The sequence below is a fragment of the Enterococcus sp. 1001283B150225_161107_E12 genome, assembly GCF_015556925.1.
GTDB lineage: Bacteria > Bacillota > Bacilli > Lactobacillales > Enterococcaceae > Enterococcus_B > Enterococcus_B mundtii.
On record NZ_JADNNI010000017.1, the window covers coordinates 63,053 to 83,998 of the forward strand.

Genomic DNA, 20,946 nt, shown 5'->3' on the forward strand with positions numbered 1-20,946 from the left:
CAAATAAAAAATGAAAAAAATACAAAAATATTCTTTAGTAATGCTTGCCGGTGTTGGAATGATCTCTACATACGGAGCAACACTTGTCAATGCAGCAGCTGTTGGGCAGTACGATTCAAAGTCTTCGGTTGAATTTAAACAAGGGACAACTGTTACACCCCCAGTCGATCCAGAAGACCCAGATCCAAGTATTCCGGTCGTACCGATTGATCCAACTGATCCAACAAATCCTCCAGGACCTGGCACGGGTGGGCCACTAGCGATTGACTTTGCTTCCTCGTTAGCGTTTGGTGAACAATCGATTACTTCTAAAGATGAAACTTACTATGCGCATCCTCAAGCATTTGACAATGGAAATACGACTGAAAACTATGTACAGGTAACGGATACCCGTGGGAATTTCGCTGGTTGGACATTATCAGTAGCGACAGATGCACAATTCCATTTAGACACAGTGGACCCAAGTGTGACAGATGAAAGCAGTGCTGAAGTAGGTGACTATTTAACAGGAGCACAATTATCTTTCAGTGGTGGTCATGTGAATACAGAAAAAGGCATAGATGCGTCTATCTATCCTAAAGAAGTAAAAACAGGTTCGTACGCAGTTTCTACCGCAGAAACAGTAATCGTTGCAGCAGCTAAAAACCAAGGGATGGGTACATGGACTTACGGATTGGGTACACCAACAGATTATGATACAACCGCAACAAGTGCAGATGCTATAGCAACAAAATCACCAATCACACTATCTGTACCAGGTGCCACAGTAAAAAAAGCGGGAACTTACACAACGAACCTTAATTGGACACTATCCGATACACCAGCAAACTAATGACATTTAGATATTTTCCAAGGAAGGAGGACTATATGAAGAAGTTTTTATTGGCAAGCGTACTTTCTATGCTACTTAGTGTTACTGCCACTCAAATGGTTGATGCAGAACATCATGAAGATTTAGGAGAGTATGATGCGGTAAGATTTCAATCATCGAAAAAACCAACACTTCCTGTAGATCCCACCAACCCGGAAATTCCAGTTGATCCCATGAATCCTGACGGTTCTAAGCCTAATCCTGGAACAGGAGGGGCGTTGTCAATTGATTTTGCCAGTAGTTTAGATTTTGGGATGAATCAAATATCCAATAAAGATGAGTATTATGAAGCCCAGGCACAAAAGTATTTTAATGATCCGAGTTTAATCACCCCGAACTTTGTTCAAGTCACAGATAATCGCGGAACATTGACTGGATGGACGCTGAAAGTAAAAGAAACTCAACAGTTTCACACTGAAGAAGATGTCCAATACAAAGAATTAACTGGTGCAACGTTGTTCTTTCTAAAACCAGAACTGGTAAGTAACAGTAACTCTCCAAACCCAACTGCCTATGAAGTATTAGGAATGGTTCCCAATCAAGAAAGTGTAATAACCAGGGCAGAGTTCAATCAAGGAGCTGGGACATGGATCACTCGATGGGGAGATTTAACAGATTTATCCGAAAAAAAAGAAATAATTGAAGGAAAAGAGAAAACGACTACATTCACTTCCGCGATTCAATTGTTTGTTCCTGGATCAACCCCTAAAGATCCAGTGAGCTATAAAACGAATTTGGTCTGGATTCTTTCGGATCTACCAACAAACAAATAAAAAATGAGTCATCAAAAAGGAGAAATTCACATGAAAAAAGTAACATTGTATACAACAGCCGTATTAGCGTCATTGATCGTAACAGGTATAGCAACAACTGCATCAGCCGACGAAGTAGCAACTTACGATGCCTATGGAGCAATCAAATATACACCATCTACTAACGTAACTGACCCTATTGATCCATTGAACCCAACACAGCCAGTGACACCAGAAAATCCTGATCCAACTATCCCGGTTGTTCCTGGAACGCCTGGACCATTATCTATCGACTTTGCTTCATCATTTGATTTTGGAACACAAGAAATCACATCAGAAGATATGGTTTATAGTGCAGCAGCACAAAAGTACAAAGATGCTACAGGTAATGCAACTACTGGTCCAAACTATGTCCAAGTGACAGATAATCGTGGGACACTAGCTGGTTGGTCTTTAACTGTTAAAATGGGTGATTTTGCTTCGACAGATTCAGCTTCTGCTGGTAAACCTGGAGCAACTTTAGATGGTGCTAAAGTGTACTTGACTAATGCAACTATTGCTTCAGCATCTAAAACACCTGCGGATAAAGTAAAAACAATCACTACACTAGATCCAAATGTTCAATCAGACATCGTCATGGGTGCGACAGATGGAAATGGTGCTGGTACAAACTTGGTAGACTTTGGTAACGATGCAACAAAAGATTCTTCTGTAAAATTGGAAATTCCAGGTGCTTCAACAAAATTAGCAAGCAGCTACAAAGCAACAATGACTTGGTCATTAAGTGATACACCAGCAAACTAAAAATAGTAGAAAACAAATGAAACCAGATATGTCCGAATTCGGGAAGTAAAAGGAAGAACCCGGAAATACCCCCCTATTTTCGTCATTCTCCAGTATTTTTTGAATACAACATATTTGAAAAAAATAAATCTTTAAAAGAAGAGAGTGTGTCGAAAGTTTATCCGAAAAGTTCGGAAGCTTTTGGCACAACTTTTCTACATATAGAAACGAAGGAGAGCGCAACAGAAATGAAAAGGGCAAAATTTTATTTAACGATGTTCGTAATGGTGATGGTAATGATGATAACTAATCAAGTTGTCAAAGCCAACGAGTTTCAATTTTCAATGACACCAGTCTTACCAGAAAACCAAGCAGAAGATGTTTCTTATTTTGATTTATTGATGACGCCAGGGCAAAAACAAACAATCCAAGTCTTGTTAGATAATTCAACAGATAAAGTAGTTACTGTCGAAGCAAGTGTAGCAAGTGCTACCACCAACATCAATGGGGTGGTCGAATACAGTCCGACTGAAAACAAAAAAGATAAAACATTGAAGTATGATTTGGCAGAGTATGTGAAGATGCCTGATGAAATTGCTTTACAACCGCAGTCACAAACGAGTATTGCAATCGAGGTAACTATGCCTTCTGAAAAATTTGATGGTGTAATTGCGGGCGGTTTGACGTTCAAACAAAAGTCCTCCGAAACAGATACCTCGTCAACAGATAAAAAAGGTGTTTCATTGAAAAATGAATACAGTTATGTCGAAGCGCTTGTGTTGCAACAAACAAACACGAAAGTTGCGCCATCTTTAACGTTAAATGATGTTGCTCCTTCTCAAGTTAATGCTCGTAACGTGATCAATGCCAATCTTCAAAATTCAAAAATGGGCTATTTAAACCAAATGAAAGTGGATGCAACAGTCACCAATGTTGACGATCCAAACATGACGTTCACTTCAGTCAAAGAAATGATGCAAATGGCACCAAATACAAATTTTGATTATCCTATTGCAATCAGTAATCAAGGGATGTTGGATAGTGGTAATCCATCCAAACCGATGAAGGCGGGAACGTACCATTTAGCCATGGATGTGTATGGGCAAAAAGATCCTAGTGGAGAGTATGTCCAAACAGAAAAAGATCAAGAAGGCAAGGAAACGGATATTCATTATGTCTACAAATGGCATTTTGAAAAAGACTTTACTATCACTGCTGAAAAAGCAAAAGAATTAAATGCAAAAGATGTGACGGTCGAAAAGGATAATACTTGGATTTACTTCTTGATTGGTGGCATCCTTCTGGCATTACTTGCGTTTCTTTTGTTCTTTATTCTTTGGAAACGTCGCAAAAAGGACGAAGAAGATGAAGAAGATAAAATTTCCTTGCCGTAAGTTGATTCTGTCAGTTAGAAAAGGTGACACAAAATGATGTTGGAATTTCTAGATAAAAAATCCATAGGCAGACTTAGACTCCTCTTCTATCTGGATGCTCATGCTTCAGTTCCTCTGTTACAAGCCAATGTAATGGAGGAGTTGAAGATGAATAGATACGAGTTAGAAAGTTGCATAAAAGATGTTCAAGCAGATGTGAAAGAATTTGATTTAGCCGATCAGTTCGTGATCGAAACTGGGGTAAAGCCCAAGACTGTAAAATATACACGAAAGACATTTGCGAACATCTCTTGTTTGATTAGCTGTTATGCGAGCCAAAGTAAGTTGACGCCGTTAATCAAGGCAGTACTTATGGAACAAGTGGAAAATACGTTTGATCTAGAAGACGTACTGTATGCTTCGCGGGCAACTGTTTATAAGATTATGGCTAAAGCAAATGAATTATTGGAAATTTTTGAGATAGAAATTTCTAGCAGTTGTCAATTCGTGGGAAAAGAAAGAGATATCCAATCGTTTTTGTATGGCTATTACTACACGCTTTATGGAGTAAATGCGTATCCTTTTACAGATAGTATGAAAGATGAATTGGTCGAAATCATTCATCAACTTTCTTTAATCACTCACTTTCTTGACGATGATCTTTCAAATTCTCAGCAGGTTAAGTTGCTGTATCGTTTGTTTGTTTTAAAGGTCAGAAATCATTTTGGTCATCATGGGGAAAAAATCGTATCAACCTGTCAAAAAAAAGAATTAGTACAAAATATCACAGAAGTATTGAATCCATATTTCCAAAACTTACAAGAATCAGAAGTTTACGAATTATTATACTTCATTAGTAGTGAAAATTTGTCTCCTTATTGTCAACTGGTGCAAACAGAAACAATAGAGATCTTGAACCAGAAAGTTATTCATAGCGTCTTAACTGAATTTCAAGCAATTACCTCTTGGGGTGTCACGCATGAGGTGACTAAGGAACTTTCATTGATTCATAATAAACTGTTGTTTCAGAAGCGGACAAATTTTGAAAATTCAACGATTCAACAATTTTCATTTATCAAAGAAAACTATCAATTAGCAGAAACACTTGCTTACCGAATCGTGCAAGAATTATTAGAATTTGAATGGTGTACGGATACTGTTAAGGCAAATTATGATGAATTAGCAAAAGAATATATATTTCTTTTTTTATCTAGTTTACCTATCGAACTACTTTCGCCTAAAGTAAAAATCGTGATCGATTTTTCCTTTGGTCAAAGTTACAGCCGCTACATTCAAGAACAAGTGGATGCTTTCGGTAAGTTGAATATCGAATCGTATATTGGAGCGACAGAAGAAGAAGCGGATATTTATATTTCAGATATGTTAAAGCTTCATAGTCATCGTCATCAGGTGATTTGGTTATCACCTCCTACATCTTCTGATTGGGAAAAATTGGGCGATTTGATTGTACATGTCAAAATAAAGAAGAGTGGGAAGAATGATGAAAAACAAACCGAAATTATCAATGAATAAAATTAGTAAAGGTTATCTTTATGCGGGTATCTTTTTGGTTCTTTTTCTTCAGACGAATTACACGGTAGCTCTAGCAGAGGAAGAAATACTTAATCCAGTCAATCCTTCCGAATCGGTTACACCAAAAAATCCAGAACATATTCAACTTCCAGAGGAAGCAACAGTAACTTCACCTGAGAAAAAACAAATAGAAAAAAATGAGGAAACAAAACAAGTCCCACAACCTCATGTGAACCAGCAAAAACAATTGAAAGAATCAAAAGCAGTAGTGAAGAAAGATGATTTTTTTCGTCCAGTAGAGCGTGTGGTACTAAATAAAAAAACGCACTCTACTGCTGGATCGAATGAAGATGCAAGAGTGGGAAAAACGAATACGGGGATGATGCTAGCAGCATTGTCCGGAAAAATGCTCTTTGGTATTGACGGATAGTGGGGAAAGATGACGTGACCAAAATGGCCAGTTGCTGCTAGTACAAAAATGTAGATAAAGTTGGGATGATGTTTGATAGTTACCATTTATTTAAAGATAAGTCAGCCAGTTCAGCACTGGTTTATCCAACATTGTTGAGATACTTGATTCTTGTGGGTGTAAGACAAGTTTAGATGATATTGAAAATACTAATTTAAACATACGAAGGTAAGTACGGAGATGAAAATGAAGATAGGGAAAAAAAGAGTAAGACAAAATCGAAATCGACTAACTGGTTTAGTGTTAAGTACGGTTGTATTTATTTCTGCACCATTGATCTCAATGCAAGTCAATGCACAGACGAAGGAAGTAGTGAATCAGGATATTAGTACAATCACACAAACTGATGATTATGGGGAAATTACAGGAGATGGTTCTCTGGCTGCGAGAGATTGGATGTCCTATTCTTCCAGAAAGAAATTTGGATCTGGAAACTATGAATATGAGGCAGGGAATATGCCAGATATTAATGGGACGTCCGTTGGGCTAAAAGCAGTCGATCCAGTATTTGATTCAACTGGAAAAGCCGTATTGACAAGTACGGATAATCCACCAGGAATGACCGTCAATTCGGAGATCAACACCAAACAAAAAAAAGGACCTTACGGGCAAGCAGCCATTTTTTTAGATGCGATGATTGATTGGACATCTGATTTTACAATGACCTATGGGATTGATGGAAGTACGGGTTATGGTAACAAAGGAACAGGGTTATACTTTGCTCCTTTACGAGCAGAAGATTGGTTAAATTATGAGAATGGTGGGACTGTGCCATTTCCGATGGGCGGCACGGTCTTGCCAACACTTACCCTAACAGGCCCTACATTAGGATATCTAATATCAGAAATCCCAAATGCATTTGGATTGAATGCCTCAGGAGATCAATTGAGCTCCATGAGAATGGCTTATGTAAATGTCGATCGATTGGGAGTGACTTATTATGAAGGCGGCGCTACTATGTTCGATCCAAAGAATCCAGGAAAGACATTTATTTGGAAAAAAGGAGGAAGTTCAACCACCTTAGCTAGTGGTTATAGCCAGACTATTGCAGAAAATGGTGTAGAAATTGCTACTCCTTCAGAAGATTTTACAAGTGCTACCTATAGTGTCAAATATACTGCAAGCTCCGGTTTACTCACGATTACTTCTAGTGCGAAACTTCCCAAAGGTTTTACTGGAATAGGGAATCTAGCATCTGCGGCAGTCGGATCGACGCCTGTTTTTCAAACAACCATACCTTCTCAGTTAAAAGGTCAGATATATTCATTGGGTATTGGCAGAAATACTTATTGGACGCTAGGAATTGGACATGGAAAAGCGGTCTCTTCTGCCGGTCAGTCATTTCCAGATTATCCTTCTCAACCGCTAACGACTTCGGTTAAGGTTGGTGATTACTCATTTGGGGTGGCGACTTCATCTGTTGAAGTCCACTATGTCGATGAAAGTGGGAAAAGCATTGCCACTAATACGACGATCAAAGCAAATGTTGACACAATGATCGGAGTAAACGGCTTGTCACCGGATGCGGCCAATGCGCGCTGGTCGTATGATGCGAAGCCAATCAGCGGCTATAGCCCAATTCGTGCAGAAGATGTATTGGTAAGTAAAACGGATAAGAACGTGCTGACCATTACGTATGAACAAAAGTCATCACCTGCAACAACCACTTTTGATTTTGCTTATGATCCGACAGCGCAACATACACCAAGTATTCCAAAAAGTATTCTTGAAAATGGGTATGTCGGCGATAAGATTTCGACGACAGAAGCACAAATTATGACTAATGTACCTCTTGGGTATCAAGTGGCAAAGGTAACATGTCCAGACGGCAGTGAGAAACAGACAATTGCTGAAGCATTGAAGAGCTATCCGTCGATGACACAAGAGAAAAATACGTTTACTGTCCAGTTAGCTCCACGTACAGATAGTATGGTACAAATTATTTTTGCGAAAATAGATCCGTCGCAAAATTTTGCGTTGCCTGAAACTATATCGTACAAAGGAACTACCGGGGAAAACCTACCAGACATTGTTAAAGATGTGAATGATCAAGTGGAAGACCACCTAATAATCAAGACTGTAACTGGTCCTAATGGCAAGACCTACGATAATATAACTGATGCACAAATGGAAAATCCGTATTTTGTCGATCAAGGCGAATTTATTGTCCATTTGCTTGATCGCGGGGAGATTAACTTGACTGTGCCACATACGATTGACTTTGGTCTTAATGAAGTAACGAGCCAAACACAGCGACTCGTAGGAAAGCTAGACGATAAGATTGCGGTAAATGACAGTCGAGATTCAAGTTATCAATCGAATTGGTCTGTGGCAGTGGCTCAAAGGGAAGCAATTCATGAAGTAGATGCAACTGGCCAAACTGTTTTGAATGGGATCTCTTTTGATGGTAGGCTAGGATTTTATGATGGAACAAGCAATCAATTTTTAAGTAGTAGTCCATTGATCATTTTTAATCAAAATGCACCATCTACTGGTCTTACAGATATATCAGATAGTTGGGTCAATCAAAGATTTTTCTTAGAAGCTCCTGTAATTAATCAAAAAACGAATACTCGTTTTACTGGAACTCTCAGCTGGTCCTTGATTTTAGCGCCTTAAAAAATCTTTCGAAATCACTCTGCTGAAATCACATGTAAAAAATGACAATAAACTGCAGTTAGCTTATTTTTGAACGAATGGAGGTAGAAACAATGAGTAGCAAGTATAGACCAACGGGATATGTAAAGAGCAATGTTACTTTAAAACTTGTGATCAGTTTTCTGTTGATGCTCTCACTCATACTTTTTGCTATTCCATTTTCAAAATATTTTATGATTTCGACACATGCACAATTGACACAGACGGCGTTTCGAACAAATTTACCAAAAATAATTGACGTACCAGAGAAGATCGAGCGCTTGAATGTTAAAGATATCTTTACGCATACAACAGAAAAAAATACCTCAGCAATTGGTCAGATAGTGATTCCAAATGTAAAGATCATACAACCGATTTTTGTTGGACTAACGACAAAAAATATGATCAATGGTGTTGTCGACTTGTTTCCTGAACGTGAACCTGAAAGAGGGACATTGACACTTATTGGACACCATGTAGGTGAGTATAATCTTTTGTTTGCTCGAATCGATGAGCTAAAAAAGGGAGATGTGATCTATGTTCAATATTTTGATCACTATTACCAATACTTGGTAGAAGAAAATACGGTGATTGATGAAAAAGACATTGATCAACTTGCGAATAAGGGAGCAGATTACCTTTTCTTAGTAACATGTGATCAAGTGCAGCAAACCTCAAGACGCGTGTTTATTCAAGCGCGAAAGGTCAAAGGGAAATCACCGAATGCTAGCCAGTTCAGCCAAACGGCTGCAACAATAAAAAACGTAGAAGGTCAGCAATATATCACTACGTTTCTGCTACCATTCATTAGTTTGATTCTTATAGCTACTTTCTTCTTGATTTTCGTTTGGCGTACGTGACTGAAGACACTCCAAAAAAGTTTATCAGCGTTATTGCCCTTTCGTTTGATAAGGTTTCAGTTGTACAGGATGGTGGATAATCGAGATTTTAGATAGATTAGGCTGCCAAACTTAGGTTTTGGCAGCTTATTTTTTATTTTATAACAAATAACCAAATTGTTTTTTTGTTCGAACTGCATCAATGAAATTCACTATTTCAAGCCATTGAGACGGTGTCGGTTTCACACTTATAAAAAAGATTTCTGCCTGTGGATTGAGTATTCGTCCCTCTTTTAGTGGAAAGTCACAAAAAATAATATCAGGAGATTGATCATACGCAACTATTTCAATCGGTCGAGGATTGAGTTTTATCAAGTAGCTACTTAGCTCTGTCTTATGGATTTTTCCGAATTTAGATAGTATTGCTACTTTTACCGGTTCATGGTGTATTTCAAGAACACACGACAATAGTTGGAAAAGCGACGAACGAAAAGACTGACTAGTAATGATCCGTTGCCATTTTTCTTCCTTCAATGGCATTTGTGCGATGATCTCATCTATGATTTTATGGTAATGGTTTCTAGTCGGATCATTAAAATCAAAGTACTCTAAGTCGGAATAAGGAGGCACAAACTCGTCACTGCCATAACTGAGAAAATAAGTCGTTCGATAGATTATATTGACGGAAAGAAAATCTTCTTCTTGTGTCGTTAATTTTCGTTTCATATGTTGAGATAACTGGTGGAAAATCGTTTGTTCAATTTTGTTGTATTCTTTGTTATAAAAGTCACGAAAAGGTGGTAATTTTTCTTCAAAACAAGTATAAGTTGGTACGACGGTAAACACATAGTACAGATAATTGATCTCAACTTCATTCAGATTTTTTTTGAAAAAAAGATTAGTTATTTCTTTTCCTTGTATTTGTTGTTTAAAAACCTCATAAGAAATTAAAGGATTTCTTACTTTAGCAATCACTTCTGGCAATTCAGTGATCATATAGCCATTTTTCAATCGATGTTGCGTGATTTTCATAAATAGATAAAGTTTACGTATGTCTTCATGAGAATGCATGGGGAGACATTCATGAATCATAGTTGCTAGAGCCTGAAAACTTTCAGGATATTCAGGGATAATTGGATCTTCTTCGTCATGTAAATGCCAGAACAGCGTAAAGAAAAAATGACGAGTACGATATTCATCGCCACTGATTTTCTTCTTAAACAATAAATATTCAAGTGAGTATTCTTTTAATAACATACGAATGGGTTTAAGTTTAGGTAGAACGCTTTGTTGATGCAGGTGGACGGATTCAGCAAAACGATCCAAATTCTGAAAATTTTCATTATAAATAGAGAGGAGAAATTTAAATCCTACGGTTTCTTTAAACAGTAGAATATAAACTTTGAGCAATAAAAATTCTTTTGAAAAATGAATAGACAATCCATGTTTGTCATATTGAAATTGAAAAGTAGGGTATTTTAATTTGATTTCTTCCACACTATTACCAATCGCTTTATAGCGATATTCTGAAATATTGAGTGCCTCTTGGATACTTTTTTTAGGATAGTATTCTTTTTTGTTTATGTAACAATATTGGAAGAATTGTATGATTTCCTTTTCTTTATAGTTGAAAAAATACTCTCTCATGCTCTCACCCCCATTGAGTTTATATCTAATTGAAAATAAGTTTTCTTTTACTCATATTATATAGATATATGAAGGGAAATCCTAATGTAATCTACACTTAATAAAAAAATTCTCATAAGGGAATATGTGTGCTACTACCAACTTCAAAAAAATGGTATTTCTTTTCTGGAATGTTTATATTATATCGTTTGTTCGAATGTTTTTTGTAGGAAGGATTTGAATCTTTTTAAAATGAATATCTGTGTGATATTTTCCTTTTTTTTTCAAAAAAAATATAATAATGACCGAGTCTTTTCTGCTACTATAAATCAAGATGAGTTTTAAATATGGTAAGTATTAGGGAACATAAGAAATATTCATGCGAGACATCATTTCTTTACATGAACATCTAAAAATGAAGATGAAAAAGTAGATGACAGGTAACGTTATATAGTGATTAATCAAGTGATTTATTAGATATTTTTTTGTTGTTGAATACATACCATAGTCTAAGTGAATTATGAAGTGGGTTAACTATCCCAAAGAAAGAAGAGAACATTTATGTACAAAAAGAAAAAAATACTGGCTCGAGTGATTGTTGGAATGTCAATTTTTTTCCTACCAACCCTTACTCTTTTGAGCCATAGAATTGAGCTGAAGGTCGAAGCTGCTGTAATTACTTCGGGAGCATTAGAACCTGGGGGAAATTCCGATACAGGCAACCATGAATTGGATAGCGGATTCCAACAGAATGCTAATAACTGGAATATCTTAGCTGGTGACAGCAAATGGTGGAAATGGGATCCTTCGGGAAATAATTATTTATGGTTAGCGAACTCAGTTAAAAATTCATGGGTGTATCAATCAATCAGAGCAACACTTGATTTTTCTAAACCATTAACAATCAAAACGCCCTATTGGTATGATAAAGCAGATGTCTGGAAAATGGGGGATGCATCGGGATTCTTTTTGACTCCGGCAAATAATGACATGATCAAACAAAATGCACCCAATGCAACAGGACAGCAGCTAGGAATTGCAGGCTTGAAAGATAGTTTCTTTATAGGACGTGATATTTGGTATAACGGAACATTTGATGGACCAAGTGGCACCAATAAAGGACAAGATAAAATTGAAATTCGTAAAACAGATGCTAATGGCGCAATCGAACAATCAAGTTCTACCACTGTGCCGTGGGTACAAATATCGGCACCGTTACAATTTCAAGGTTCAGGAAGTACTAGATGGAGTTCTGAAACGCAAACAATGACATGGTCAAATATTGTGGATAATAAAAATGGTACTTATACGGGTACACTGAGTCTTACTGCAGCACCAGATAGTGGGTATAACAACAATGGCGCATACAAACCACAAACAATTTCAAGAACAATCACCCTAAAAAAGAACATGTCATTTGGGAGTTTAGCCATTACCGGAAATAACACAGGAGTCATTCAAGGAGCGAATGCTTCTAAGAATGCATCGTTCTCTGCAACACGCGGAACAGTTACTTTCCCGGTGAATTTTATTGATAAAACGACGAATCAGCCAATCAAAGGTGTAACTGCTGCGAAAATCACTGCGAATACTGGGGATACGATTGGTGTAACAAATAGTCTCGCAAATGCATCAGATAATTACACATTTGTTGTGCCTAGAATCAATGGCTATAATTTTTCTTCTTCTACTTCAATCAAAGTCGCAAACTATGATGAATATAATGAAGCAAACCCTAATGCAATCAATGTGTACTATTCACCGATAGCCGAAACGGCGGATTTTAAGACATACTACACTGAAAAAACACCAGGAACGGGTATTGTCACAGATGCTATCACTGGGTTAACTGGAGGCGATCCGTCTTCAACTATGATAGTAACAGAAGGAGTAGCGGCAACTTTACCGGTCCCAAATCCAGCATTGGTTACCGGTGATTTTGGTCATTCAATTACGAATATTCCTTCGTTGACTGTACCAGCTGGCTATAAAGTGGATCATATCGTGGGGCCAGATGGAAAGAATGGGCAGACATATCCAGATCTAGCTTCTGCGATTGTAGCTAATCCTACATTTGATGACCTATCGAATAACAAGTGGGCAAACCATTTTAGTATTTATCTGACAGCTGAACGTGCCTCTGCGAGCTTTTCCTACAATTATGTCGATAGTACGCGAGCTGTAGCACCAAGTTTACCAGACATTCCTTCTGAGGTAGGTGTAACTGGTGGGGTCATCAAAGATCCTAGCGAGCAGTTACCTGAACTTCCTGCTGGTGTCACAATCAAAGATGTGACAGCACCTGATGGAAACACGTATGGAAGTCTGAGTGAGGCTTTAGCCGCTGGGGCGAATAAGTACTACCAAGCAGGCACTGTAGCTTTTACTCTAAATGTCACAGCGCCGCCAGCTATGCCAACACTTGATGAAGTACCAACTGTTGAGTTTGGCACACAGACATTGAAATCGGGAACTCACTCATACGGCAGTGAGACACAGACGGGTTTAAAAGTCACCGATGAATCCTATACAAACAAAGGTTGGCACGTTACAGCATCAATGTCACAACAATTTACGAGTGATACAATGGCTGATTTGGAGACTGCACCGTTCGGTACATTCTTAAAAGGTGCAAGTATCAGTTTTCATGCAGGCACTTTAAACACAACGACAGAGAATACTGCAAAAGCACCTCAAGCGCTTGACTTTACATTACAAGAAGATGGTGCTGCGGTTTCTGTCATGGATGCCGCCGCTGGAACTGGTCAAGGTGCTTGGGAGTTAAGTTATGAAGATGTCCAGTTGCAGGTCGATGGCGATAAAATAGCGGTAGGAAAACCTTACCAAGCGACCATCAATTGGTCATTAAGTGATGTACCAGCAAATTGATGAGAAATACCGTTTTTCATTGCTGTTAAAAGCGGTAATCCTCAAAAAATCAATATTTAACAATCAAAAAATTGAGGTGGGACGGTAGTTGTTAATCTCAATAAATAAGGTGATATCCATAAAAATCATTGGAATTTTTATGGATATCGCCTTATTTGCATGGAAGCTATCTCTGTGACAGATTGTGTATCCGATAGTAAAGACATTACGTGATTTGTGAGTCCACTTGTTTAACTTATTTGTAAATCATGAGTTTGGTAAGAAAGTTATCTTATTTAATAGTGATAGTTATTTTAAAGCTGTGAGGTTGTTCAAGTGATTTAAGTTGGAATTACGATTAAATCAAGCCAAATGAGGGAAATAAAATCTCTTATCAAAAATATTTCAAAAGGATATTTATGATGTTCGCTTTAAAATTGATGAGCAAAATGTTATGTTTTCATATAGTTATCTTTAGTTTCAAAAAATATAACTATTTGGTTGTTAAAATAGCTGACCTTCAAGAGTAAGCTGAAAAATAAAAAATATGAAAAGTTATTTTCTGATTTTCCATCTTACTGCTCAGGTCAAAACGCTTTTCTCACAACCTATGATAAACGGTGTTCAAGAAGCAACACTTCAATAATAAGCCAAAAAAATCAAAAATGAAAAAGCCATTTTCGATTTTTCTGTCTTATTACTCAGTGCTGAACGCTTCTTTCACAACCTAGATAAACGGTGTTCGAAAGCCAGCTCCTTCAATAGTAAGTCGAAACGTGAAAAAATATGGAAAGCTATTTTCCCACGTTCCGCCTTACTATTCGGAGCTGACCGGCTTTCTCACAACCTGATAAACGGTGTTCGAAAAGCTGACCTTCAACATTAAGCTGAAAAATCAAAAAATATGAAAAGTTATTTTCTGATTTTCCATCTTACTGCTCAGGTCAAAACGCTTTTCTCACAACCTATGATAAACGGTGTTCAAGAAGCAACACTTCAATAATAAGCCAAAAAAATCAAAAATGAAAAAGCCATTTTCGATTTTTCTGTCTTATTACTCAGTGCTGACCACTTCTTTCATAACCTTGTGTAACCGAATACATTTTGTCCGCTGCAAGGGACATTATGTAGTGAAGCAGAATAAAAAAAATCGCTTATGATAAAGATACGGGGGGGGATAGAGCTATGACTAGTCAAATGGATCGAGGGAATAAATTAACGCTTCTTTTATCAAAGCAAAGAGATTATATTACTGCTGAAGTGTTGGCAGAGTTAATGAGTACCTCTACCAAGACGGTCTACCGCTTGGTTAAAAAAATAAATGACGAGTTTCCGAATGGGCCACTGATTTTGTCTGAAAAGGGTCGGGGGTACAAACTGGATTATGAAAAATATATTGCACAGACGAACCAAACAATTGTGTCTTCTGTGGAAGTGCTACCGTCAGAACGGCAAAATAATGTGATGGAAGAATTATTATTATCCTCGCCGAAAGCCCTTAAAGTCATTGATTTGTATCAAACCTATTATGTTGGTGATTCAGCGATCGCGAATGATGAAAAAATCATTGCGGAACGGATTTCAGCGTATGATCTGCAATTGATCCGCAAAAATCGGACATTAGCCATCGAAGGAAAGGAAGAGAATATCCGTCGAGCGATCACTGAGTTGATTCAACGATTGAATATTTTCGATATTGATGAAATCGCTTTATCGGATGAATTCGACTTCAATCGGTATGATGCGAATTTTGTCATCGAACAGATCAAGCTGATTGAAAAGAAATTAAATGGCACGATTCCTTACCCATATAATATCAATATTTTCTCCCATCTATACATTGCGGTACGCCGCGCAAGAAAAACGAATTATCAAGCCACTGGAGAAAAATTAACGATGGAACAATTACAAGTTTTAGATAATGAATCTTTGATTCGCGATATTGCCATCGAAGTGATCCGCCAAGTGGAAGTGTATTTGAAAACGAAATTACCAGTAAGTGAGATCTACTATCTCTATCAATATTTACTTTCTTCCAGAACGGATAATAACCAAGCTAAAACGCAAACGTTTACAGAAGAAGTGTTGGAGATTACTTCTTATTATTTGTACCAAGTAGGTGAGAAGCTGAATCTCAATGTAGCGAATGAGATGATTTTTACAGATCTTGCTAATCATATCAAACCTTTGGTCAATCGATTGCGTCATCAAATCAGAGTGAAAAATAGTTTGTTGGATCAAATCCAATTAACGTATGAAACGATTTTTAATACTGTCGCTGAAGTGTCGGAACAGGTGAGTCAAACGTTTCAGTTACCAACGATCACACCTGATGAGATCGGGTTTATCACCTTGTATTTTGCACGAATGATCGAGACGCACCAATTTCCGATCCAAACACTGATCATGTGTACAACAGGCGTAGGGACTTCTGAATTATTGAAGGTGAAGTTAGCCAAAAAATTTCCTGAACTAGAGATCGTGGATGTGATCAGCACTAAAAATTATCAATCGGTGTTAGAAAAGACGCCAGGAATCGAGTTGATTTTAACGACAGTTGGGTTGAAAGAAGCGTTTCCTGTTCAATCTTTGATCGTTAGTGCGATGTTGACCGCTGATGATCAGTCAAGAATCCAAAAGAAAATCGAGGATATTTATCATGATAGATAATTTCGTAGAAACATTCGATCAGATTGCATTAACGTCAAAGGCAGAAACCTATGAATGGGTCAGTCAACATGTCTTTCCTGCTTCAAAAGAAGAGGCACAAGCGATCCAACAGGCATTGTTTCAACGAGAAGCGGTAGGAGATATCCAAATTGAGGAAGGCGTGATTTTACCTCATCTTGAACATCCAGCGTTAGCCAAAACACAGGTCTGGGTGATTCGTCCCCAACAGCCAATTACTGAATGGTCGGAACGAATCTTACAAGTGGAATTGATCATCGTTGTCTTACTAGCAGAAAACGAAACACTGGCAGTCAAACGACAGCTTGCTGATTTTATGCGACAACTGGCTGATCCTGACTATCTAGATGAATTGAAAGCAGGTAATTTCACAGAACGATAAACATACTATCAAAAATTGGAGGAACCAATAATGAAAATCGTTGGAGTAGCAGCATGTACAGTGGGTATTGCCCATACGTATATTGCACAAGAAAAATTAGAGAATGCAGCGAAAAAAGCGGGTCATGAGATCCATGTCGAAACCCAAGGAACGATCGGCATTGAAAATGAATTGCCACAAGAAGCCATCGATCAAGCCGATATCGTGATTCTAGCAGTGGATGTCAAGATCAGTGGACGGGAACGTTTCGAAGGAAAGAAAATCATCCAAGTACCAACAGAGATCGCGGTAAAATCACCAAACAAATTAATCGAAAAAGCAATGGAAGTTGTCAGTAACTAATGAGGAGTGAGGAAAATGGAGATCAAAGAAATCATTGATCCAACAATCATCAAAACGAACTTAAACGGAAAAACGAAAGATGAGGTCTTGTATGAATTAGCCAATCGTTTATATGAACAAGAATACATTACGGATGTCGAAGCATTTGTGAAAGATATTTATTTGCGAGAAGCGCAAGGTCAAACAGGGATCGGTAATTATATCGCTATTCCACATGGAAAAAGTGCGTATGTGAAGAAGGTCGGTGTGGCGATCGGGGTGACCGAAAATGAAATCCCTTGGGAAACATTAGATGGTAAGGGCGTGAAAGGGATCATCTTGTTTGCAGTCGGAGACGATACGGAGGGCGCGCAAAAACATTTAAAATTGTTGTCCTTATTTGCCCGTAAGTTAGGAAATGATGAAGTGGTGGAACGTTTGATTGCTGCAAGAGAAATCGATGAAGTAGTTGCTGCATTTGGCTAGAGAGTGAGGAGGAAGAAAAAAATGAAAATCGTTGGAGTAGCAGCATGTACGGTGGGTATCGCTCATACGTACATTGCGCAAGAAAAGTTGGAGAATGCCGCAAAAAAGGCAGGCCATGAGATCCATGTAGAAACACAAGGAACGATCGGGATCGAAAATGAATTGACGGCAGAGCAAATCAGTCAAGCAGATGTCGTGATTTTAGCTGTAGATGTCAAAATCAGTGGTCGTGAACGTTTTGAAGGAAAACGAATCGTACAAGTACCGACAGAAGTTGCTGTAAAATCACCGAGTAAGTTGATTGAAAAAGTAGAAGAAGTAGTCGTACAACAATAATTACCAGAATGGGGGAGACAAAAAAATGGAGGCAATTAAAAAGTTAAATTTAAAAGGACATTTATTGACAGCGATTTCATATTTGATTCCAATCGTATGCGGTGCCGGATTCTTAATTGCAATCGGCATGGCATTTGGCGGAACAAGTCAAGGAACACTTGTACAAGGAGAGTTTTCGATTTGGGATGCATTAGCAACGATGGGTGGTGCTGGTTTAGGATTATTACCAGTTGTGATCGCTACTGGGATTTCTTATTCTATTGCAGCTAAACCAGGGATCGCACCAGGTTTCATTATTGGTTTAACAGCAAATGCAATTGGTGCTGGTTTTATCGGTGGGATTTTAGGTGGTTACTTAGCAGGGTATCTGGTTTTAGGTATTTTAAAACATGTCAAAGTACCAAAATGGGCAAAAGGATTGATGCCAACATTGATTATTCCATTTATTGCTTCAATTGTTGGTGGCTTGGTCATGGTGTATATCATTGGCGCGCCAATCGCAGCATTAACGCTATTATTAACGAATTTCTTAGATGGATTAGGCAATTCTTCCTTATTGATTTTTGGTGGTGTGATCGGCTTATTAAGTGGGATCGACTACGGTGGTCCAATCAACAAAACCGTATTTGCCTTTGTTTTGACGATGCAAGCGGAAGGGTTGAATGGCCCAATCACCGCATTGCAATTGGTGAATACAGCCACACCGATCGGTTTCGGGTTAGCTTATTTTATCGCCAAAATGTTCCGCAAGAATATCTATACAAAAGTGGAAGTAGAAACATTGAAATCAGCCGTACCAATGGGTGTCATCAATATCGTTGAAGGTGTGATTCCTTTAGTTATGAACGATATCGTACGTGGCGTAGTCGCAACAGCTATCGGTGGATTTGCTGGTGGTGCAACAACGATGATCTTAGGTGCGGATGCAACGGTTCCTTTCGGTGGTGTCTTGATGATCCCAACGATGTCTCGACCATGGGCAGGTGTGATCGCGATCTTAGTGAACGTCTTAGTTACAGCCGTCGTTTTAGCTGTGATCAAAAAGAACGTGCCGGAAGAAGAAATGGATTTAGTAGTAGAGAAAGAGGAAGAAGATATCAGTTTAGATGATATTCAGATTTTTTAAAATAAGTGCGTAAAAAAGAGGGGCAAAATCGATGAAATTTTTTCTAGATACAGCAGATGTAACAGCAATCAAAAAAATCAATGCGCTAGGTTTAGTCGATGGGGTGACAACTAATCCGACGATCATTGCCAAAGAAGGACGCGTGTTTGAAGAAGTCATCAAAGAAATCTGTTCGATCGTTGACGGACCTGTCTCAGCAGAAGTGACTAGTTTGGAAGCAGACGGTATGGTCGCAGAAGCGAAAGAAATCGTCCAATGGGCGGAAAACATTGTGATCAAGATCCCTATGACAGAAGAAGGATTGAAAGCGACGAACGAATTATCTAAATTGGGGATCAAGACCAATGTCACATTGATTTTCTCTGTGGCACAAGGGTTGCTAGCAGCAAAAGCAGGTGCGACATTTATTTCACCATTTTTAGGACGATTAGATGATACCGGAACGAGCGGGATCGAGCTTGTCGCAAAACTACGTGAAGTACTTGATACTTACGGGTTTTCTACAGAAATTATTGCAGCAAGTGTTCGCAATTCGGAACATGTGGAAAAAGCAAGTTTAGTTGGTGCACATATTGCTACTGTACCGCCATCATTGTACCAGACGTTGTGGAGCCATCCGTTGACAGATAAAGGGATTGCTCAATTCATGGCGGACTGGGAAAGCTTTCAAGGAGGGAACAAATAAATGGGAAAAGTGGAATTTTCACCTTCATTGATGACGATGGACTTAGATAAGTTCAAAGAACAAATCGAATTTTTAAATGATCATGTCGATTCTTACCATATCGATATCATGGATGGTCATTATGTACCAAATATCACGTTATCTCCATGGTTCATTGACGAGGTACGTAAAATCAGTAATCTACCAATGTCTGTGCACTTAATGGTTAAGGATCAAAGTTTTTGGGTGAATCAATTAATCGAGCAAAAGTGTGAATGGATCTGTATGCACGCCGAACTATTAGATGGTTTAGCCTTTCGTTTGATCGATCAAATCCATGATGCAGGGTTAAAAGCTGGCGTCGTTTTGAACCCAGAAACACCGATCGAAGCCATCTTCCCATACATCGAATTGGTCGATAAAATCACGATCATGACGATCGATCCAGGATTTGCTGGACAACGGTTTATTGAAAGTACACTGGATAAGATCGTTGCTTTACGCGAACTACGCGAAGAAAAAGAGTATAACTATGTGATTGAAATGGACGGCTCTTCTAACCGTAAATCCTTCAAACGAATCGATGCAGCAGGGCCAGATATTTATATCGTCGGTCGCAGTGGCTTGTTTGGTTTAGATGAAAAAATCGAAAAGTCATGGGAAATCATGAAAACCGATTATGAAGAAATGACTGGGAAAACGATCGGGTAAAAAGAGGTTGTGAAAGGAGCGTTCAGCACTAAGGCATAAGTCAGGAACATCGAAAATGGCTTTTTCATTTTTGATGTTCCTGACTTATGACCGAGGTGTTGCTCCTTGAACACCGTTTATCAGAGGTCGTGAGAAAGTCGGTCAGCTCCGAATAGTAAGGCGGAACGTGGGAAAATAGCTTCACATATTTTTTCACGTTTCGACTTACTATTGAAGGAGTTGGCTTTTTGAACACCATTTATCTAGGTCGTGAGAAAGTCGGTCACCATCGAGTAATAAGACAGGAAAATCGAGAATGCCTCATTCATTTTTGATTCTTCTGTCTTATTTTCAAAGTGAAATTTAAGGAATGGACATTATTTTATAGAAATGAACAAGGAGGAATTATATTGTTTGATAAAGTAGATCAGCTTGGTGTGAATACGATCCGTACATTGAGTGTTGATGCAGTACAAAAAGCAAATTCAGGACATCCGGGGTT

General features: G+C 38.3%; 19 protein-coding genes. 18 read left to right on the plus strand and 1 reads right to left on the minus strand.

Features of this window, described 5'->3' with window-relative positions:
- Positions 1–10 precede the first annotated feature (10 nt).
- The 8 genes from I2F89_RS12325 (at position 11) to I2F89_RS12360 (ending at position 9,278) form a co-directional block, all read left to right on the plus strand.
- Complete coding sequence (locus tag I2F89_RS12325) at positions 11–832, plus strand: WxL domain-containing protein (protein ID WP_065095622.1); 822 nt, start codon at positions 11–13, stop codon at positions 830–832.
- Positions 833–867: 35 nt separating this feature from the next.
- Positions 868–1,644 (plus strand): WxL domain-containing protein, encoded by a 777-nt coding sequence (locus tag I2F89_RS12330; protein WP_071867937.1) that lies wholly within the window; start codon positions 868–870, stop codon positions 1,642–1,644.
- 30 nt (positions 1,645–1,674) lie between these two features.
- Positions 1,675–2,427, plus strand: a complete 753-nt coding sequence (locus I2F89_RS12335) for a WxL domain-containing protein (protein ID WP_115358402.1) — start codon at positions 1,675–1,677, stop codon at positions 2,425–2,427.
- A gap of 227 nt (positions 2,428–2,654) precedes the next feature.
- The gene (locus I2F89_RS12340; RefSeq protein ID WP_071867941.1) at positions 2,655–3,800 is read left to right on the plus strand and encodes a DUF916 and DUF3324 domain-containing protein; all 1,146 of its coding nucleotides are present in this window, start codon (positions 2,655–2,657) and stop codon (positions 3,798–3,800) included.
- Between the two features lie 147 nt (positions 3,801–3,947).
- Positions 3,948–5,312, plus strand: coding sequence for a helix-turn-helix domain-containing protein (locus I2F89_RS12345; protein ID WP_071867935.1), 1,365 nt, complete (start codon positions 3,948–3,950; stop codon positions 5,310–5,312).
- Positions 5,278–5,742: a hypothetical protein gene (locus tag I2F89_RS12350; RefSeq protein WP_071867934.1), complete on the plus strand. Its 465-nt coding sequence runs from the start codon at positions 5,278–5,280 to the stop codon at positions 5,740–5,742. The genes I2F89_RS12345 and I2F89_RS12350 overlap by 35 nt, the downstream gene beginning before the upstream one ends.
- A gap of 225 nt (positions 5,743–5,967) precedes the next feature.
- Positions 5,968–8,400, plus strand: coding sequence for a hypothetical protein (locus I2F89_RS12355; protein WP_071867933.1), 2,433 nt, complete (start codon positions 5,968–5,970; stop codon positions 8,398–8,400).
- Positions 8,401–8,492: 92 nt separating this feature from the next.
- Entirely contained in the window at positions 8,493–9,278 is a 786-nt protein-coding gene (locus tag I2F89_RS12360) for a class A sortase (RefSeq protein WP_071867932.1), read from the plus strand.
- A 138-nt stretch (positions 9,279–9,416) separates the two neighbouring features.
- Here the strand turns inward: I2F89_RS12360 and I2F89_RS12365 are convergent, their stop codons facing one another.
- Positions 9,417–10,904, minus strand: a complete 1,488-nt coding sequence (locus tag I2F89_RS12365; RefSeq protein WP_071867931.1) for a helix-turn-helix domain-containing protein — start codon at positions 10,902–10,904, stop codon at positions 9,417–9,419.
- Between the two features lie 540 nt (positions 10,905–11,444).
- Here I2F89_RS12365 and I2F89_RS12370 point away from each other — a divergent pair.
- From I2F89_RS12370 to I2F89_RS15795, 10 genes are all read left to right on the plus strand, one after another.
- Positions 11,445–13,772: a WxL domain-containing protein gene (locus I2F89_RS12370; protein ID WP_071867930.1), complete on the plus strand. Its 2,328-nt coding sequence runs from the start codon at positions 11,445–11,447 to the stop codon at positions 13,770–13,772.
- Positions 13,773–14,936: 1,164 nt separating this feature from the next.
- Positions 14,937–16,421, plus strand: a complete 1,485-nt coding sequence (locus I2F89_RS12375; protein ID WP_195514416.1) for a BglG family transcription antiterminator — start codon at positions 14,937–14,939, stop codon at positions 16,419–16,421.
- Positions 16,411–16,821 (plus strand): PTS sugar transporter subunit IIA, encoded by a 411-nt coding sequence (locus I2F89_RS12380; RefSeq protein ID WP_071867928.1) that lies wholly within the window; start codon positions 16,411–16,413, stop codon positions 16,819–16,821. Before I2F89_RS12375 ends, I2F89_RS12380 begins: the two co-directional genes overlap by 11 nt.
- A gap of 30 nt (positions 16,822–16,851) precedes the next feature.
- Positions 16,852–17,163, plus strand: coding sequence for a PTS fructose transporter subunit IIB (locus tag I2F89_RS12385; RefSeq protein WP_019722933.1), 312 nt, complete (start codon positions 16,852–16,854; stop codon positions 17,161–17,163).
- Positions 17,164–17,178: 15 nt separating this feature from the next.
- Entirely contained in the window at positions 17,179–17,628 is a 450-nt protein-coding gene (locus I2F89_RS12390) for a fructose PTS transporter subunit IIA (RefSeq protein WP_071867927.1), read from the plus strand.
- Positions 17,629–17,649: 21 nt separating this feature from the next.
- Positions 17,650–17,964, plus strand: a complete 315-nt coding sequence (locus tag I2F89_RS12395; RefSeq protein ID WP_010734014.1) for a PTS fructose transporter subunit IIB — start codon at positions 17,650–17,652, stop codon at positions 17,962–17,964.
- Positions 17,965–17,989: 25 nt separating this feature from the next.
- Positions 17,990–19,090 (plus strand): PTS fructose transporter subunit IIC, encoded by a 1,101-nt coding sequence (locus I2F89_RS12400; protein ID WP_010734015.1) that lies wholly within the window; start codon positions 17,990–17,992, stop codon positions 19,088–19,090.
- 31 nt (positions 19,091–19,121) lie between these two features.
- Positions 19,122–19,775 carry a fructose-6-phosphate aldolase gene (gene fsa, locus I2F89_RS12405; RefSeq protein WP_074800904.1) on the plus strand — a complete coding sequence of 218 codons (654 nt, stop codon included), beginning with the start codon at positions 19,122–19,124 and terminating at the stop codon, positions 19,773–19,775.
- Complete coding sequence (alsE, locus tag I2F89_RS12410) at positions 19,776–20,465, plus strand: D-allulose 6-phosphate 3-epimerase (protein ID WP_195514417.1); 690 nt, start codon at positions 19,776–19,778, stop codon at positions 20,463–20,465.
- Between the two features lie 389 nt (positions 20,466–20,854).
- Positions 20,855–20,946 (plus strand): hypothetical protein (locus tag I2F89_RS15795; protein WP_195514418.1); only part of this gene is annotated, 92 nt, incomplete at its 3' end.

What these genes read in the sequence shown, in the direction of transcription:
- I2F89_RS12325 (WP_065095622.1), top strand. Translation starts at nt 11, where the DNA reads ATGAAAAAAATACAAAAATATTCTTTAGTAATGCTTGCCGGTGTTGGA.
- I2F89_RS12330 (WP_071867937.1), top strand. Translation starts at nt 868, where the DNA reads ATGAAGAAGTTTTTATTGGCAAGCGTACTTTCTATGCTACTTAGTGTT.
- I2F89_RS12335 (WP_115358402.1), top strand. Translation starts at nt 1,675, where the DNA reads ATGAAAAAAGTAACATTGTATACAACAGCCGTATTAGCGTCATTGATC.
- I2F89_RS12340 (WP_071867941.1), top strand. Translation starts at nt 2,655, where the DNA reads ATGAAAAGGGCAAAATTTTATTTAACGATGTTCGTAATGGTGATGGTA.
- I2F89_RS12345 (WP_071867935.1), top strand. Translation starts at nt 3,948, where the DNA reads ATGAATAGATACGAGTTAGAAAGTTGCATAAAAGATGTTCAAGCAGAT.
- I2F89_RS12350 (WP_071867934.1), top strand. Translation starts at nt 5,278, where the DNA reads ATGATGAAAAACAAACCGAAATTATCAATGAATAAAATTAGTAAAGGT.
- I2F89_RS12355 (WP_071867933.1), top strand. Translation starts at nt 5,968, where the DNA reads ATGAAGATAGGGAAAAAAAGAGTAAGACAAAATCGAAATCGACTAACT.
- I2F89_RS12360 (WP_071867932.1), top strand. Translation starts at nt 8,493, where the DNA reads ATGAGTAGCAAGTATAGACCAACGGGATATGTAAAGAGCAATGTTACT.
- I2F89_RS12365 (WP_071867931.1), bottom strand. Translation starts at nt 10,904, where the DNA reads ATGAGAGAGTATTTTTTCAACTATAAAGAAAAGGAAATCATACAATTC.
- I2F89_RS12370 (WP_071867930.1), top strand. Translation starts at nt 11,445, where the DNA reads ATGTACAAAAAGAAAAAAATACTGGCTCGAGTGATTGTTGGAATGTCA.
- I2F89_RS12375 (WP_195514416.1), top strand. Translation starts at nt 14,937, where the DNA reads ATGACTAGTCAAATGGATCGAGGGAATAAATTAACGCTTCTTTTATCA.
- I2F89_RS12380 (WP_071867928.1), top strand. Translation starts at nt 16,411, where the DNA reads ATGATAGATAATTTCGTAGAAACATTCGATCAGATTGCATTAACGTCA.
- I2F89_RS12385 (WP_019722933.1), top strand. Translation starts at nt 16,852, where the DNA reads ATGAAAATCGTTGGAGTAGCAGCATGTACAGTGGGTATTGCCCATACG.
- I2F89_RS12390 (WP_071867927.1), top strand. Translation starts at nt 17,179, where the DNA reads ATGGAGATCAAAGAAATCATTGATCCAACAATCATCAAAACGAACTTA.
- I2F89_RS12395 (WP_010734014.1), top strand. Translation starts at nt 17,650, where the DNA reads ATGAAAATCGTTGGAGTAGCAGCATGTACGGTGGGTATCGCTCATACG.
- I2F89_RS12400 (WP_010734015.1), top strand. Translation starts at nt 17,990, where the DNA reads ATGGAGGCAATTAAAAAGTTAAATTTAAAAGGACATTTATTGACAGCG.
- fsa (WP_074800904.1), top strand. Translation starts at nt 19,122, where the DNA reads ATGAAATTTTTTCTAGATACAGCAGATGTAACAGCAATCAAAAAAATC.
- alsE (WP_195514417.1), top strand. Translation starts at nt 19,776, where the DNA reads ATGGGAAAAGTGGAATTTTCACCTTCATTGATGACGATGGACTTAGAT.